Source organism: Rhodopseudomonas sp., assembly GCF_036404135.1.
Classification (GTDB): domain Bacteria; phylum Pseudomonadota; class Alphaproteobacteria; order Rhizobiales; family Xanthobacteraceae; genus Rhodopseudomonas_A.
Genome location: NZ_DASWPE010000144.1, coordinates 1 through 15,345 on the forward strand (window position 1 = coordinate 1; position 15,345 = coordinate 15,345).

A 15,345-nucleotide genomic window follows, 5' to 3' on the forward strand; every position below is an offset into this window, starting at 1 on the left:
TGTTCGAGACCATCTATCCGGAGACGCTGCAGCCGCTGCCGACCGGAGCGACCGGCGAATTGGTCATCACCACGCTGACCAAGGAAGCGTTGCCGATGATCCGCTACCGGACCCGCGATATCACAAGGCTCAGCAACGAGCCGTGCGATTGCGGCCGCAGCCATGTCCGCATCATGCGCGTCACCGGCCGCGACGACGACATGCTGATCATCCGCGGCGTCAACGTCTATCCGTCGCAGGTGGAGTCGGTGCTGGTCGGTTTCCCCGGCATCGCGCCGCATTATCAACTGGTGCTGACCCGCGACAAGGCGCTCGACACCATGACGGTCGAGGTCGAGATGACGCCGGACGCCGCGCTCGACGAGGCCGGCCGCGTTCGCAAGGCCGCCGAGGTGACGCATCACGTCAAGTCGCTGATCGGCGTGACCTGCAAGGTGGTGGTGAAGTCGCCGGGCGAGGTGCCGCGCTCGCAGGGCAAGGCGGTGCGGGTCAAGGACCAGCGCGCCATCGCCGGCTGAGCCGCCGCGCTCCACGGTCCCCGACAGCGGTAAGTCAATTCGGCGCCATCGGCTTATCGGCGTTGCTGGCTGCGCGCCCGACGCCCGAACCGCGTTCCATCATTCTAGGTTAACCCGGCATCGGCCGGAAAATCGGCCCGCGGCTTCCGCGGCGGCGTAGACCGCAGCGCCGGTGCCCGCCAAACGCGGCCTTCCGTGAGCCGCCGCGGCCGCGTCGGGCTGCGTAGAACGCCGTAGCCCCGTATTCGCCCTAAGCCTCAAATTAATGAGTTGCGAGGCTCTGGTCGCCATTCTGACCGATGCAATGATTTGCGCGGCGCCGGCCGCGGGGAGCGGGATCGTGTCCAGAACCAACTGACAACTACGTTCGCCTTGAGCTGCGGTCGTCGGTGCCGTCGCCCGGATCCTGGTCCGCGGCGCGCATCGCGCGATCAATAAACCTTCGAATCTGATGGAAGTGCCTCATGGCCCAAGCCACCAATCACGATGCCGGCGCCGAGCAGCAGTCAGGGTCGGCCGGCGACGCGGCCGGAGTTCTGCCGGCGGTGATGGGCCTGACGCAGGCCGTGGCGCTGCGCGACAGCCTTGCGGTCCAGCTCAACCGGCCTGCCGTGATCCTCAACGCCGCCGCGATCGAACGCATGTCGACGCCCTGCGTGCAGCTGTTGCTGTCGGCAGGGCGGCAGGCCGACTCCGCTGGGCGTAGTTTCCAAATCGTCGAGGCGTCCGCGGTGTTCCGAACCGCAGTCGCCGATCTCGGTCTGCAGTCGGAATTTGCAAAGTGGATGGCATAGATGGCGAAGCGGATTTTGACGGTCGATGACTCCAAGACCATGCGCGACATGGTGTCGTTTACCTTGCGCAAGGCGGGTTTCGACGTCGCCGAGGCGGAAGACGGCAACAAGGCGCTGGCCGTGCTCGGCGGCGCCAGCTTCGATCTGATCATCACCGATCTGAATATGCCGAACATGGACGGCATCACCTTGATCAAGTCGGTGCGTGCCGACGCCAAGCATCGCGGCGTGCCGATCCTGATCCTGACCACCGAGAGCGACAGCACCAAGAAGAGCGACGGCAAGGCCGCCGGCGCCACCGGCTGGCTGGTCAAGCCGTTTAGCCCGGAGAAGCTCGTCGAACTGGTGCAACGCGTATGTCCATAGACGACGACACAGAATCCTATCCGCTCGCGCAGTTTCGCAAGACCTATTTCGAGGAATGCGACGAGCTGCTCGATGCGTTGCAGTTCCATCTGGATTTGCTGTCGACCGGCGGCGGCGACGAAGAAACGCTGCACGCGATCTTTCGCGCGGTGCATTCGATCAAGGGCGGCGCCGGCGCCTTCGGCTTTGCCGAGCTGGTGGCGTTCTCGCACGTGTTCGAGAGCCTGCTCGACGCGATGCGCGAGCACAAGGTGCCGTCGGCGCCCGACGTCACGCAACTGCTGCTGCGGGCCAGCGACGCGCTGACCGATATCGTCAGCGCCGCGCGCAGCAACGCGACGCTGCCGTCGAGCTTCGGCGCCGACATCGTCACCGCGATGCAGGAAACCCTGGCCGGCGGTTGCGATGCCGCCGCGGCGGCGCCGGAGAAGCGCGCGCCGCCAGACGCCGAGCGCGCGATCGGCGAGCAGCGCTATCGCATTGTCTTCACCCCGCATAGCGAGATGCTGCAGAAGGCCAACGAGCCGCTGCTGCTGATCCGCCAATTGCGTCGCCTCGGCGGTCTCAGCGTCGAAGTCGATAGCTCGCGAATTCCGCCGTTCGAGCGGATCGATCCGGAAACCGCCTATCTGAGCTGGGTGTTCATCCTCGACACCGGCGCGCCGCAGAGCGCAATCCACGAGGTGTTCGAATTCGTCGAGGATGATTGCGACCTCGTGATCGAGCCGTTGCTGCCGGAAGTCCCCGATAGCCCCGGCATCGCACCGGGCGGCGAAACGCCGGTTGCGGCAGCGGCCGCGGCTGGGCCGAAGGCCGCCGAAAGTCCGCCGCCGAACCAGTCGATCCGCGTCGACGTCGACAAGGTCGACCGGCTGGTCAATCTGGTCGGCGAGTTGGTGATCACCCAGGCGATGCTGACCGAGCAGGGCAGCGCGCTGCCGAGCGATCAATATCCGGCGCTGCTGCAGGGCATCGACGCGCTGGCGCAGAGCGCGCGCGAATTGCAGGAAAGCGTGATGGCGATCCGCGCCCAGCCGGTCAAATCGGTGTTCGCGCGGATGCCGCGAGTGGTGCGCGATCTCGCCGCCACGCTCGGCAAGGAGGTGCGCATCGTCACCTCGGGTGAGATGACCGAGATCGACAAGACGGTGATCGAGCAGCTCAACGATCCCTTGACCCACATGATCCGCAACGCGCTCGATCACGGCATCGAGGCGCCCGATGTCCGCGGCGCCCGCGGCAAGCCGCGGCAGGGCACCATTCATCTGTCCGCGGCGCAGCGCTCCGGCCGGATCATCATCGAGGTGTCCGACGACGGCAACGGCATCAACCGCGAGCGCGTGCTGGCCAAGGCGCACGACCGCGGCCTGGTGCCGGCCGGCGTCACCCTGAGCGACGAGGAGATCGACCATCTGATCTTTCTGCCGGCGTTCTCCACCGCCGAGAAGATCTCCAACATTTCCGGCCGCGGCGTCGGCATGGACGTGGTGAAGCGCAACGTGCAGTCGCTCGGTGGCCGCATCAGCGTGCAGTCCCGCTTCGGCCACGGCTCGCGCTTCACGCTGTCGCTGCCGCTGACGCTCGCGGTGCTCGACGGCATGGTGGTGTCGATCGGCAAGGAGACCTACATCATCCCGCTCACCGCGATCATCGAGAGCCTGCGGCCGCAGCCGGCGGATATCCACGCCGTGGTCGGGCGCGGCGACGTGCTGGCGTTGCGCGGCGAGTACATCCCGCTGATCCCGCTGCACGGCTATTTCGCGATCGACGGCGCGATCACCGATCCCTGCCGCGGCATCGTCATCATCGTGCAGAGCGAAAGCGCCGGCCGCGTCGGCGTCATCGTCGACGAACTGCTCGGACAGCAGCAGGTGGTGGTGAAGAGCCTCGAGGCCAATTACGACCCGGTCGACGGCATCGGTGGCGCCACCATCCTCGGCAACGGCCGGGTGGCGCTGATCCTCGACATCGCCAGGCTGCGCGAGGCGGAGATCGCCGCGCCGCCGCGGCCCGCCATCGCGCGCCCTGCAACGAACGACCGCCCGGAGGAGATCACCCATGCAGCCTGATCAGCAATCGATCGCCAGCAGCCTCGGCCTGGATATCGGCGCGGCGACGGTCAGCGAGAACTCCCAGCAATTCGTCACCTTCACGCTCGGTGCCGAAGAGTACGGCATCGACATCATGGTGGTGCGCGAGATCAAGGGCTGGACTGATACCACGATGATCCCCAACGCCCCGGCGCATGTTCGCGGCGTGGTCAATCTGCGTGGCGTGATCGTTCCGATCTTCGATCTGCGCGCCCGGTTCGGCATGGGGCTCACCGTCCCCAGCAAGATGCATGTGGTGATCATCGTCGCCGCCGGTACCCGCACCGTCGGGCTGCTGGTCGACACCGTCTCCGACATCATCGCGATCGATCCGAAGGCGATCCGGCCGGTCCCCGACATGGGATTGCCGAGCGAGGATCAGTTTCTCGAAGGACTGGTCGCGATCGAAAACCGCATGGTGACGCTGGTGTCGCTGGCCGGGCTGTTCGGCAGGCCGGCCGATGTGCCGCAACGCAATTTTGCCGGCGACGCCTCCGCTCCGAAGGCCGCCTGATGTTGCGTGCGCGTCCCACCAGTCAATTCCTTTTCCAGATGAGGCAACGATCATGATGCACGAACTCGACGAACAAAACATCCCGGACCAGGACGCGGCGAAACCGAAGCCGGTGCGTGCCAAGAAGGCGAAGCCGGCGGCGGTGAAATCGGCCACGCCGACCACGGCCGCGCCGGATCGCAAGCTGCGCGGCATGCTCGACGCCATCAACCGCTCGCAGGCGATGATCGAATACGCGCTGGACGGTACGATCGTCGATGCCAACGCCAATTTCCTCGCCGCGGTCGGTTACGCGCTGGCCGAGATCAAGGGCCAGCACCATTCGATGTTTGTCGATCCGGCGCAGCACCAGAACCCGGCCTCGCTCGCCTTCTGGGATCGGCTGGCGCGCGGCGAGCCGGAGGCCGGGCAGAGCAAGCTGATCGGCAAGGGCGGCAAGGAGGTCTGGTTGCAGGTGTCCTACAGCCGCGCGCTCGACGGCCAGGGCAAGCCGACCCGGATCATTGCGGTCGGCATGGACGTCACCGCGGCCGCGCAGAAGGCCATGGCCGATGCCGTCGAGCTGAAGATCCGCTCCGACATCATGGACACTACCAGCATCGTCTCCTACTCCGATCTCAAGGGCGACATCGTCGCCGTCAACGACAAATTCGTCGAGGTGTCGAAATATCCGCGCGACGAGCTGATCGGCAAGCCGCACAACACCACCCGGCATCCGGACATGCCGAAGGAGGTGTTCAAGGAATTGTGGAGCACGATCGGCCGCGGCCGGATGTTCCGCGGCATTATCAAGAACCGCGCCAAGGACGGCACGCCGTATTATGTCGACGCCGTGATCGCGCCGATCATGGGCGACAACGGCAAGCCGAAGGCCTATCTCGGGGTTCGCTACGACATCACCGCGGCCGAGATCGAACGCTACAACATGCGCGGGCTGTTCAACGCGATCAACGAGAACTACGCCTATGTCGAATTCGAACCATCCGGCGTGCTGATCACCGCCAACCCGATCTTCCTCAATGTGCTCGGCTATCAGCTCGCCGAGATCGTCGGCAAGCATCACCGGATATTCGTCGAGCCGACGCAAGCCGCCGGCCATCAATACGCGCAGTTCTGGGCCGACCTGAACGCCGGCAAGGCGGTTAGCGATGTGTTCAAGCGCATCACCAAGACCGGACAGGAAGTTTGGATCCAGGCGGTGTATTCCGCGGTGAAGGATGAAGTCGGGCGGGTCGTCAAGATCGTCAAGATCGCTACCGACGTCACCGCGCAGCGCATCGCGGCTGCGGATTTCGAAGGTCAGATCGCAGCGATCGGCAAGGCGCAGGCCGTCATCGAGTTCGGGTTGGACGGCAAGGTGCTCGCCGCCAACGAAAACTTCTGCCAGACGCTGGGATACAGCGCCGCCGAGCTCAAGGGTCAGCACCATTCGATGCTCGTCGATCCGGCGTTCCGCTCCTCGACCGATTACCGGATGTTCTGGGACAAGCTCGGCCGCGGCGAATACGACACCGGGCGATACAAGCGGATCGGCAAGGGCGGCAAGGAGATCTGGATCCAGGCCAGCTACAACCCGATCATGGATCTCAACGGCAAGCCGTTTAAGGTGGTGAAATACGCCACCGACATCACCGCACAGGTGCGGGCTTCCGAAGTGTTGCAGGCGGCGGTCGCGCAAACCCAGGAGGCGGTGAGCGCGGCGAAGGAGAACGATCTGCGCCACCGGATCCCGCTCGACGGCATGACCGGCGACATCGCGCAGCTGTGCGAAGGCGTCAACGGCCTGCTCGACACCATGTCGTCGATGATCGGGGAAATCTCCGATACGTCGCAGACCCTGACCACCGCGGCGCGCGAAATCGCCACCGGCAACACCGACCTGTCGCAGCGCACCGAACAGCAGGCGGCGAGCCTCGAAGAAACCGCCGCCAGCATGGAGCAGCTCACCAACACGGTGCGGCAGAACGCGGAGAACGCGCAGCAGGCCAACAAGCTGGCGTCGTCGGCCTCGGAGGTCGCGGTGAAGGGCGGCTCGGTGGTCGCCGAAGTGGTGCAGACCATGGACGGCATCACCCAGGCCAGCCGCAAGATCGCCGACATCATCGGCGTGATCGACGAGATCGCGTTCCAGACCAACATCCTGGCGCTGAACGCCGCGGTGGAAGCCGCGCGCGCCGGCGATCAGGGCCGCGGCTTTGCCGTGGTCGCGGCAGAAGTCCGCAATCTGGCGCAGCGCAGCGCCAACGCCGCCAAGGAGATCAAGGGGTTGATTTCCGACTCGGTCTCCAAGGTGGAGTCCGGCTCGCGGCTGGTCGACACCGCCGGCAAGACCATGGAGGAGATCGTGCAGTCGGTGAAGCGCGTCACCGACATCATGGCGGAGATTTCCGCAGCGTCGCAGGAACAGCGCGGCGGCATCGAGCAGGTCAACAACGCCGTGATGCAGATGGACAAGGTCACGCAGCAGAACGCAGCCCTGGTCGAAGAAGCCGCGGCGGCGGCGAAATCCATGGAAGACCAGACCAGCTCGATGGCCGACATGGTGGCGCAGTTCAGGCTGGGTGACGGCTTCGGCGGCGTGCAGGCGCATTCGGCGCCGGCGCCGCTACGGCCGACCGGCAACCCGGTGGTGGACCGCCAGCTGCGCGGGGCGACCGCTCCGCCGGCGCCGCGCACCGCGCGTGCTTCCGGCCATGCGGTCGCCGAGCCGGTGGTGCGGCAGCGCGCCAATGGCACGGGCGAGGTTGATTGGAAGCAATTCTGACGGCCTCGGACGCCGGTTTGCAATGAACTAAGCGTCGATCCCGCGGGATCGGCGCTTCCAGCAGCCGCAAAGGATCGACGGTGCAGCAGACGGTGCAGCAGCAAGAGTTCGCGCTTCATGACGGAGATTTCCGCAAGATCGCCAATCTGGTGATGGAAACCACCGGCATCGTGATTAGCGATCGCAAGCGCGCCTTCATCAGCGGCCGGCTCGGCCGTCGGCTGCGCACCTTGGGATTGTCCGGCTTCGGCGACTATTGCCGGCTGCTGGAAAGCGACGCCGGCGACGCCGAACGGCTGATGCTGGTCAACGCCATCACCACCAATCACACCGCATTCTTCCGCGAACCGCATCATTTCGAGGCGCTGGCCGCCAACGTGCTGCCATCGATCAACGCGGCGCAGGGTCAACGCGGTGGCCGGTTGAGAATCTGGTCGGCGGGCTGTTCGACCGGCGAGGAGCCTTACACGCTGGCGATGCTTTTGTGCGAGCAGAGCGCGCAATTGGCCGATTGGGACGTCAAGATTCTTGCCACCGACCTCGACACCAACGTGGTCGCGCACGCCGCCGCCGGCATCTACGACGCCGAGCGGGTGGAATCGATCCCCGGCAATTTTCGCAAGAAGTACTTCACCGCCCAGGCCGACGGCCGCGGCGTGATGGGCGAGGCGGTGCGCTCGCTGATCAGCTTCGCGCCGCTCAATTTGTTGCAGGGCTGGCCGATGAGGGGGCCGTTCGACATCATCTTCTGCCGCAACGTGGTGATCTATTTCGACAAGCCGACGCAGCGCCGGCTGTTCGACCGCTATGCCGACATGCTGAAGCCCGACGGTTGGCTGTTTATCGGTCACTCGGAAAGCCTGTTGTCGGTGACCGACCGCTTCAAGCTGGTCGGCCGCACCATCTATCGCAGGATCAAATGACCGGGCGGCATCACCATAGGCAGCGGCGCGCGACGCATGACGCCGCGATCGCGGATCACGGCGTCAATTCCCGGCGCTATCGCGATCCGCGGTTCGAGGAGATCGCGGTCAAGGTATTCCCCGGCGAACACCACGTCACCGCGAGCAACGAAATGCTGGTGACCATTCTGGGCTCCTGCGTGTCGGCCTGCATCCGCGACCCGCTGATCGGGGTCGGCGGCATGAACCACTTCATGTTGCCGGAATCCAACGGCGGCGCATGGGACGGCGTCTCGTCGAGCATGCGCTACGGCAACGTGGCGATGGAGCGGCTGATCAACGACATCCTGTCGCGCGGGGGCGCGCGCGAGCGGCTGGAGGTCAAAGTCTTCGGCGGCGGCAATGTGATGAAGAGCAGCGCCAATATCGGGCACCGCAACGCCGAATTCGTCGAGGACTACCTCTGCGCCGAGAATCTGAAGATCACCGCCGCGCATCTGCGCGGCACCCTGCCGCGACGCATCCACTACTTTCCGGCGACCGGCAAGGTGCTGCTGCTGGAGCTGCGCCACGCCGAGGAGCAGGCGGTGTTCAGCAGCGAGGCGAATTACAAATCCAAGGTCCAGTCCGATCCGGTCGCCGGTTCGGTCGAATTGTTCTGAGGGACGCCGTGTCGAAAATCCGCGTGCTCATCGTCGACGACTCGGCCCTGGTGCGCCAGATGCTGACGCAGTTGCTCGGGTCGGATCCCGCGATCGACGTGATCGGCGCGGCGCCGGATCCGCTGGTGGCGCGCGAGATGATCAAGTCGCTCAATCCCGACGTGGTCACCCTCGACATCGAGATGCCGCGGATGGACGGCCTGGCGTTCCTGGAAAAGATCATGACGCTGCGGCCGATGCCGGTGCTGATGATCTCGTCGCTGACCCAGAAGGGTGCCGACACCGCGCTGCGCGCTCTGGCACTCGGTGCCGTCGATTACGTCGCCAAGCCGACCATCGGGCTGCGCGACGGTTTTGAGGCGCTGCGCGAGGAAATCGTCGCCAAGGTCAAGATGGCGGCGTCCGCCCGGGTTCGCCCGCTGTGCAGCGACGCGCCGAAAGCCGCGGCGCCATCCCCCGCATCCGGCTACAGCTCATCGGAGAAGGTGATCGCGATCGGCGCATCGACCGGCGGCGTCGAAGCGCTGCAGACCCTGCTGACGCAATTTCCGCACGACGCGCCGGCGATGCTGGTCACCCAGCATATGCCGGCGGCGTTCACCGCGTCGTTTGCCGCGCGGCTCGATCAGTTCTGCGCGGTCACCGTCAGTCAGGCGCGCGACGGCGAACGGGTGTTGCCCGGCCATGTCTACATTGCTCCCGGCGGCCTGCATCTCGAGCTGGCGCGCTCCGGCGCCAACTACATCTGCCGGGTGCACGATATGCCTGCGGTGTCCGGACATCGGCCCTCGGTCGACGTGCTGTTCCGTTCAGTGGCGCGCGCTGCGGGCGGCAATTCGGTCGGCATCATCCTGACCGGCATGGGCAGCGACGGCGCCGCCGGGCTGCTGGAGATGCGCGATGCCGGCGCTTCCACCATCGGCCAGAACGAGGCCACTTGCGTGGTCTACGGCATGCCGAAGGTCGCCCATGATCGCGGCGCCACCGAGGTCGAACTGCCGATCGGCAAGATTTCGGAACAGGTGCTGTATCGCTGCCGGGCCACCGCCAAGCGCGGAGTGAGAGTCTGACATGCTGGGCCTTGGCAAAAAGCAATGGCCAGCTTCGGTGGAGGCCCCGCCTGCGCATGCCGCAGCGCCGCCGTTGTCGCCGGCCGATCCTGCGCCGCCGCTGCCGCACGCCGAATTGCTGCAGCGCTGGATGTCGCTGGCGCAGATGCAGCAGCGCGTGATCCACGCCCTGGCCGGTGAGGTTGCCCGTACCTCCGGCTTCGTCGAATCCGAGGCCGACGCGCTCAGCGGCCGCTTCCGGCGGCTCGCGGTCAGCGCCCAGCAGCAGACCGCCCGGGTCGACAGCCTCACCAGCCTCGCCAAGGGCGTCGAGGTGGCGGGCCGGGTGGTGCCGATCCACGAGGTCACCCAGTTGCTGGATGGTACGCTGAGCGACGTCGTTTCCAAGATCCTGATGCTGTCAAAGGATTCGATGAGCATGGTCTACGCGCTCGACGAACTCAACGCCAACGTCATGCGCGTCGAGAAATGCATGGAGCAGCTCACCGCGATCAACGGCACCACCAACATGCTGGCGCTGAATGCCCGCATCGAGGCCGAACGCGCCGGCGACGCCGGGGCCGCGTTCCGCATCGTCGCCAATGAGGTTCGCGAACTGTCGAAGACCACCCAGTTGCTGTCGAGCGACATGAACCGGCAGCTCAAGGCGGTGACCGAGGGCATCGCCAGCGGTCACGCCACCTTGAAGCGAGTGGCGACCATCGACATGTCCGAGAACGTGCTCGCCAAGGAGCGGCTCGAGGTGATTCTCGCGGCGCTGCAGCACCGCGGCGATGCCTTGGAGACCATCGTCGCCGACGCGGTGACGGAGGCCGCGGTGATTTCCGCGGACGTCGACGCCATGGTGACCGGCATCCAGTTTCAGGACCGCACCAAGCAACGGCTGGAACACGTCGTCGACACCCTGCAGGTGATCGCCGAGGCGATCGACGACGTCAAGCACGCCACCACCGCGGCGCTGCCCGAGCTGATGGCCTCGTCGACCCCGGATCATGCCTGGGTGAAGCAATTGCTCGAGCGTTACACCTTGAGCGAAATGCGCGAACGGTTCGTCGCGGAACTGATCGACGGCAAGCCGGTGGCGTGGCCGGAAGACTCGCCGAACAGCAATACCGCCGCGGCGAGCGGATCAATCGAACTATTCTGAGGACAGATCATGCAGTATGAATTCAACGGCAACGACGCCAACGTTTCCCTGAACGGCGAACTCACCTTCACCGACCATGTCGCGTTTCGCGAAGTCGCCAGCCGGTTGCTCAAGGCCACCGATCAATCGCTAACGATCGACCTGTCGAAGCTGGATTTCATCGACTCGGCGGGGCTCGGCATGTTGCTGATCGTCCGCGACGAAGCCAACAAGGCCAACCGCAGTCTGACGCTGCGCGGTCCCAAGGGCCAGGTCGAGCGGATGTTTTCGGTGACCAAGTTCAACACCCTGTTCACGGTGGTGGCCTAGTCATGGCGACCGCGATGGACCCCGGCTTGCCGCCGCCGGCGCAGCATGGCTGGTTCACCTGGTGGGACGGCAGTTCGCAGTTCTCGCTCGGCGCGGCGCTGACGACGCCGACCACCGACTGCGTCGAAGCCGAGCTTGGCGAGCAGGCCGATTGGCATGCGCGCTATCGCGCCTCGTCACGCCATCTCAGCCTGACGGTTACCACGCGCTCGGCGTATCGACATCAGGTGATCGGCGCATTTGTCGCGGCGATCGACCATCGGCTGCAGTTCTCGGAGGATCTGCAGCAGCGGGTGCGCACCGCGGTCCAGGAGGCCACCATGAACGCCATGCTGCACGGCAATCTCGGGCTCGGCTCCGCGCTGCGCGGCGATCTCGAGGGTCTGGCGCGGTCGCACGACGTCATCGAGTCGCTGCTGGCGCGGCCGCCGCTGGCGCGCAGCATGATCCGCATCGATGCGATCTGGAATGTCGCGATCCTGCACATCATCGTGCGCGACAGCGGCGCCGGCTTTAAGCGCAGCCCGCCGTGCTCCATCGAATCCCCCGACCCGATGACGCAGACCAGCGGTCGCGGCCTGATGATCCTCGAGGCGTTTTGTGACCGCGTGGTGCTGTTGAACGGCGGCACCGCCATCAAGCTTGGGTTTCGCTTATGAACGCCCCCGACAGCTTCCAGGCTGCGGCCGAGCTGCGGCCCGCCGAGCGGCGCGGCCACGACATCTTTGCGGCCCGGATTCTGATCGCCGATGACGATGCGCTGAGCTGCCGGCTGCTCGCCGGAATCTTGCGACGGCAGAATTTCACCAACTTTCGCTTCGCATCCGGCGGCTATGCGGCGCTGGAACAATGCGAGGCGTATCAGCCGGACCTTGTGCTGCTCGACATCCAGATGCCGGATCTCGGCGGTCTCGAAGTCTGCCAACGGCTGCGGGCGCGGCCGCGCTTCATCGACGTGCCGATCTTGGCGCAGACCGCGACCTTCGACCGCGACGAGATGGGGATCCTGTTTGCGGCGGGCGCGTCGGACTTTCTGTCCAAACCGATCAATCCGTCCGAACTGGTGTCCCGGGTCACGCTGCACCTGGAGCGCAGGGTGCTGCTGCGCGAATTGCGCGACTACCGCGAGCGCACCTCGCAGGAGCTCGAGGCCGCGCGGCGGATGCAGTTCGAATTGCTGCCGTCGACGGAGGACCAGCAGCGGTTGGCGTCCGCCGCGGGGTTGCGGATCGGGTCGTGTTGCCGGCCGTCGTCGGAAATCGGCGGCGATCTGTGGGGCGTGCTGCCGATCGATCGCGGCAGCTTCGGCGTGTTCCTGGCCGATTTCGCCGGCCACGGCGTCACCGCGGCGCTCAACACCTTCCGGCTGCATGCGCTGATCCACGAGCACAAGCGGCTGCACGCCGACCCGTCGAAACTGCTGGCGATGCTCAACGACCGTTTGGTGCGGATGCTGTCGCCGGGCCAATTCGCGACCTTTCTGTACGTCGTGATCGAACCGTCTGCTAATCGGCTGCGATTTGCCTCAGCCGGCGCGCCGCCGCTGATCGTCTCGCTCGGCCATGAGCCGGGCGCGGTGTTGGCGGCGCATAGCGGGCTGCCGCTGGGCGTGGTCCCCGGCGCGCAATACGAACTGCGCCAATGCGGCTTTGCGCCGGACTCGCGGGTGTTGATGTTCAGCGACGGGCTGTCGGAATTCCCCGACGAGCGCGGCGAGCGGATCGGCGACGCCGGTTTGTGCGACGCGGTCGCGGCGTGCGCGACCGGCGTGTCGCCGTTTCAGGTGATCGATCGGGTGTGCGGCGCGGCCGGTATCGGCGAGCTGGATGCGTTGCACGACGACATGACCATCGTCTGCATCGACCGGCAGTCCGCGGCGGTCGAATTGGCCTGTCAGACGTGCAAGCTCGTGGCTGAACAGCCGACCGCGCCGGCTCGGTGTGACCTGGAGAGCCTGCCGCAGGAGCGAGCCAGATCATGCTGAGCGAGCCGCTGATCGACCACACCCAGATCGCGCTGTTGCGCCGCGCGCTCGGCGATGAGGACTTGCGCGACATGCTCGCGGAACTGCCCGAGGTGGCGCGGCAGGGTCTCGACAAGATCAGGGCCGCGGTGGCGGCGTCCGATCTCGACGAGGCGCGGCGCAACGGCCATGCTCTGAAGGGTGTCGCCAGCAGCTTCGGCGCGGCGCGGATCGCCGCGGAGGCTCGCAAGATCGAAGCCGCCGGCTCGTCGATCGCCGCGATTTCGCAGGGCGTCGCGCTGCTGGAGCGGTTGATCGACGAGACCGCGGTCGCGCTCGCCGAACTCTGCCCTGCGTCGGCGGAGGCAACATCACCATGAAGACGATTATGGGCGAACTGGTGTGGTCTTCGCCGCACGGCCGGCTGTCACCGCGCAACACCATGTTTGCCGCGGCCACCCTGGTGGTGCTCACGGTGTTGGCGGCGGGCGTCACCATTTGGAATTTGCACGACAAGATCGATCGCGAAACCCGCGGCAATCTCGGCAAGATCTCGATGGTGCTGGCCGAGCAGACCTCGCGATCGTTCCAGTCGGTCGATACCGTGCTTGGCGAACTGGCGGCCCGCATCGGCGCCGGCGGGCCGCTCCAAGCGGATCGCCTGCGCGCCACGGTCGACAGCCAGACACTGTATCAAGTGTTGCAGGAGCACGCCCGCCGTCTGCCGCAAGTCAGCAATCTGATCGTCGCCAATGCCGACGGCTGGTTGGTCGCGCATTCGCGGTCGTGGCCGACACCGCAATTGTCGATCGCCGAGCGCGAGCAGTTTAAGCGGCTGCGCGACACCGACGAAGCCATGCTGGTCGTCAGCGAGCCGATGCGCAGCAAGGTCGATGGCAGCTGGACGCTGTATCTGGCGCGGCGCATCAACGACGCCAATCACCAATTCGTCGGCGCGGTCGAGGCCGCGGTGAAGTTGCGCGATTTCGAGGAGTTTTACGAGGCGGTGGCACTGGAAGGCAGCTCGGTGGCGTTGTGGCGGCGCGACGGCACGCTGCTGGCGCGCTACCCGCGACTGGAGAACAAGGTCGGCAGTTCAATCGGTTCGGAGGCGATGACCCGCGACCTCGCCCAGACGGCCAATCGTGGTGGCGTCTGGGTCGCCGGCTTGGACGGCCAGCCGCGTTACGTCGCGCGAACCGCGGTGCCGAATTTCCCATTGGTCGTCACCGTGGCGATCCCGGCCGATATCGCGCTCGGCACTTGGCGACGCGACGCGATCATCCTGTTCATCGGCGTACTCGGCGCCGTCGGCGGCGTGGTGGTGCTGCTGGTGGCGCTCGGTAGGCAGATCCGCGGCATTCGGCATTCGGAATTGCTGCTGGCGCGGCAGAATTTTCAGCTTGAACGCAGCGGCAGCCAGCTGCTGGAGGCGCAGAAGATCGGCAAATTGGGCCATTGGGAAGCCGATGTGAAGCAGATGACCGCGACCTGGTCGCCGCAATTGTTCGAGATCGCGGGTTTGGCGGTGGCGCCGGTCGTCACGTTCGACACCGTGTTGTCGCTGGTACATCCCGACGACATCGAGGGATTTCTCGGCGAGTGCAAGCGCGCCAAGGCCGCCAGGAGCAATCTCACCCATGAGCATCGCTGGATTCGTCCGGACGGACAGCTGCGCTGGGTTCGGATTGAGGCCAACCCGCGGCGCGACGCCGATGGCGGGGTTGCTGGTGTTTTCGGCATTGTGCTCGATATCACCAATCTGAAGCGTGCCGAGGAGCGTGCCAGCAATTCGCAGCGGATGTTGTCGGACGCGATCGAATCGTTTTCGCAGGGCTTCATCCTCTACGACAGCGACGACCGCTTCGTGTTGGCGAATTCCCGGTTTCGCGAGATGTATCCGGAAGTCGCCGATCTGCTGCTGCCCGGTGCATTGTACGAGGATATTTTGCGCGGCGCCGCCGCCCGCGGCGCGTTTGGAGCCGACCCCGAAGAGATCGAGATCTTCGTCACTTGGGCCATGGCCTGGCATCGCAAGGCCAACCAGCCGATCGAACAGCAGATCGCCGACGGCCGTTGGGTCCGGATGTCGGAACATCGCACCTCGGATGGCGGGATTGCCGGGCTGCGCACCGACGTCACCGATTTCAAGCTGGTGGAGGCCGCGCTGCAGCAGCGGGTGGCCGACGTCGAAATGGCGCGCAACGATCTCGAGGCCCAGCAGAGCGAACTGATCGAAGCCTCGA

At 65.7% G+C, this 15,345-nt stretch carries 15 protein-coding genes; all 15 read left to right on the top strand.

The features are described from left to right. Nucleotides 1–518: phenylacetate--CoA ligase family protein (locus VGC77_RS17500; RefSeq protein ID WP_414709693.1), on the top strand; the 518-nt coding region annotated here is incomplete at its 5' end. A gap of 464 nt (nucleotides 519–982) precedes the next feature. Continuing rightward, nucleotides 983–1,312: an STAS domain-containing protein gene (locus VGC77_RS17505; protein WP_331172843.1), complete on the top strand. Its 330-nt coding sequence runs from the start codon at nucleotides 983–985 to the stop codon at nucleotides 1,310–1,312. Beyond that, the gene (locus tag VGC77_RS17510; RefSeq protein WP_331172844.1) at nucleotides 1,313–1,678 is read left to right on the top strand and encodes a response regulator; all 366 of its coding nucleotides are present in this window, start codon (nucleotides 1,313–1,315) and stop codon (nucleotides 1,676–1,678) included. Then, complete coding sequence (locus VGC77_RS17515; RefSeq protein ID WP_331172845.1) at nucleotides 1,669–3,747, top strand: chemotaxis protein CheA; 2,079 nt, start codon at nucleotides 1,669–1,671, stop codon at nucleotides 3,745–3,747. Before VGC77_RS17510 ends, VGC77_RS17515 begins: the two co-directional genes overlap by 10 nt. Next, on the top strand, nucleotides 3,737–4,282 hold the full coding sequence (locus VGC77_RS17520) for a chemotaxis protein CheW (protein ID WP_331172846.1): 546 nt from the start codon (nucleotides 3,737–3,739) through the stop codon (nucleotides 4,280–4,282). The genes VGC77_RS17515 and VGC77_RS17520 overlap by 11 nt, the downstream gene beginning before the upstream one ends. Before the next feature lie 52 nt (nucleotides 4,283–4,334). After that, complete coding sequence (locus tag VGC77_RS17525) at nucleotides 4,335–7,046, top strand: PAS domain S-box protein (RefSeq protein ID WP_331172847.1); 2,712 nt, start codon at nucleotides 4,335–4,337, stop codon at nucleotides 7,044–7,046. Nucleotides 7,047–7,126: 80 nt separating this feature from the next. Then, nucleotides 7,127–7,969, top strand: coding sequence for a protein-glutamate O-methyltransferase (locus tag VGC77_RS17530; RefSeq protein ID WP_331172848.1), 843 nt, complete (start codon nucleotides 7,127–7,129; stop codon nucleotides 7,967–7,969). After that, nucleotides 7,966–8,610: a chemoreceptor glutamine deamidase CheD gene (gene cheD, locus VGC77_RS17535; RefSeq protein WP_331172849.1), complete on the top strand. Its 645-nt coding sequence runs from the start codon at nucleotides 7,966–7,968 to the stop codon at nucleotides 8,608–8,610. The genes VGC77_RS17530 and cheD overlap by 4 nt, the downstream gene beginning before the upstream one ends. Before the next feature lie 8 nt (nucleotides 8,611–8,618). Beyond that, nucleotides 8,619–9,680 (top strand): chemotaxis response regulator protein-glutamate methylesterase, encoded by a 1,062-nt coding sequence (locus tag VGC77_RS17540; RefSeq protein ID WP_331172850.1) that lies wholly within the window; start codon nucleotides 8,619–8,621, stop codon nucleotides 9,678–9,680. A 1-nt stretch (nucleotide 9,681) separates the two neighbouring features. Then, the gene (locus VGC77_RS17545; protein ID WP_331172851.1) at nucleotides 9,682–10,827 is read left to right on the top strand and encodes a methyl-accepting chemotaxis protein; all 1,146 of its coding nucleotides are present in this window, start codon (nucleotides 9,682–9,684) and stop codon (nucleotides 10,825–10,827) included. Nucleotides 10,828–10,836: 9 nt separating this feature from the next. After that, nucleotides 10,837–11,136, top strand: a complete 300-nt coding sequence (locus VGC77_RS17550; RefSeq protein ID WP_331172852.1) for an STAS domain-containing protein — start codon at nucleotides 10,837–10,839, stop codon at nucleotides 11,134–11,136. Nucleotides 11,137–11,138: 2 nt separating this feature from the next. Next, nucleotides 11,139–11,795, top strand: a complete 657-nt coding sequence (locus VGC77_RS17555) for an ATP-binding protein (RefSeq protein ID WP_331172853.1) — start codon at nucleotides 11,139–11,141, stop codon at nucleotides 11,793–11,795. Beyond that, entirely contained in the window at nucleotides 11,792–13,120 is a 1,329-nt protein-coding gene (locus VGC77_RS17560) for a fused response regulator/phosphatase (RefSeq protein WP_331172854.1), read from the top strand. The genes VGC77_RS17555 and VGC77_RS17560 overlap by 4 nt, the downstream gene beginning before the upstream one ends. Continuing rightward, complete coding sequence (locus tag VGC77_RS17565) at nucleotides 13,114–13,479, top strand: Hpt domain-containing protein (RefSeq protein WP_331172855.1); 366 nt, start codon at nucleotides 13,114–13,116, stop codon at nucleotides 13,477–13,479. Before VGC77_RS17560 ends, VGC77_RS17565 begins: the two co-directional genes overlap by 7 nt. Continuing rightward, nucleotides 13,476–15,345, top strand: a 1,870-nt coding sequence (locus VGC77_RS17570) for a PAS-domain containing protein (RefSeq protein ID WP_331172856.1), incomplete at its 3' end; no start/stop codon positions are given. The genes VGC77_RS17565 and VGC77_RS17570, both read left to right, overlap by 4 nt.

Bases quoted from the DNA above. Each gene is read 5' to 3' on its own strand.
- VGC77_RS17505 (WP_331172843.1), top strand. From the start codon at position 983: ATGGCCCAAGCCACCAATCACGATGCCGGCGCCGAGCAGCAGTCAGGG.
- VGC77_RS17510 (WP_331172844.1), top strand. From the start codon at position 1,313: ATGGCGAAGCGGATTTTGACGGTCGATGACTCCAAGACCATGCGCGAC.
- VGC77_RS17515 (WP_331172845.1), top strand. From the start codon at position 1,669: ATGTCCATAGACGACGACACAGAATCCTATCCGCTCGCGCAGTTTCGC.
- VGC77_RS17520 (WP_331172846.1), top strand. From the start codon at position 3,737: ATGCAGCCTGATCAGCAATCGATCGCCAGCAGCCTCGGCCTGGATATC.
- VGC77_RS17525 (WP_331172847.1), top strand. From the start codon at position 4,335: ATGATGCACGAACTCGACGAACAAAACATCCCGGACCAGGACGCGGCG.
- cheD (WP_331172849.1), top strand. From the start codon at position 7,966: ATGACCGGGCGGCATCACCATAGGCAGCGGCGCGCGACGCATGACGCC.
- VGC77_RS17545 (WP_331172851.1), top strand. From the start codon at position 9,682: ATGCTGGGCCTTGGCAAAAAGCAATGGCCAGCTTCGGTGGAGGCCCCG.
- VGC77_RS17550 (WP_331172852.1), top strand. From the start codon at position 10,837: ATGCAGTATGAATTCAACGGCAACGACGCCAACGTTTCCCTGAACGGC.
- VGC77_RS17555 (WP_331172853.1), top strand. From the start codon at position 11,139: ATGGCGACCGCGATGGACCCCGGCTTGCCGCCGCCGGCGCAGCATGGC.
- VGC77_RS17560 (WP_331172854.1), top strand. From the start codon at position 11,792: ATGAACGCCCCCGACAGCTTCCAGGCTGCGGCCGAGCTGCGGCCCGCC.
- VGC77_RS17565 (WP_331172855.1), top strand. From the start codon at position 13,114: ATGCTGAGCGAGCCGCTGATCGACCACACCCAGATCGCGCTGTTGCGC.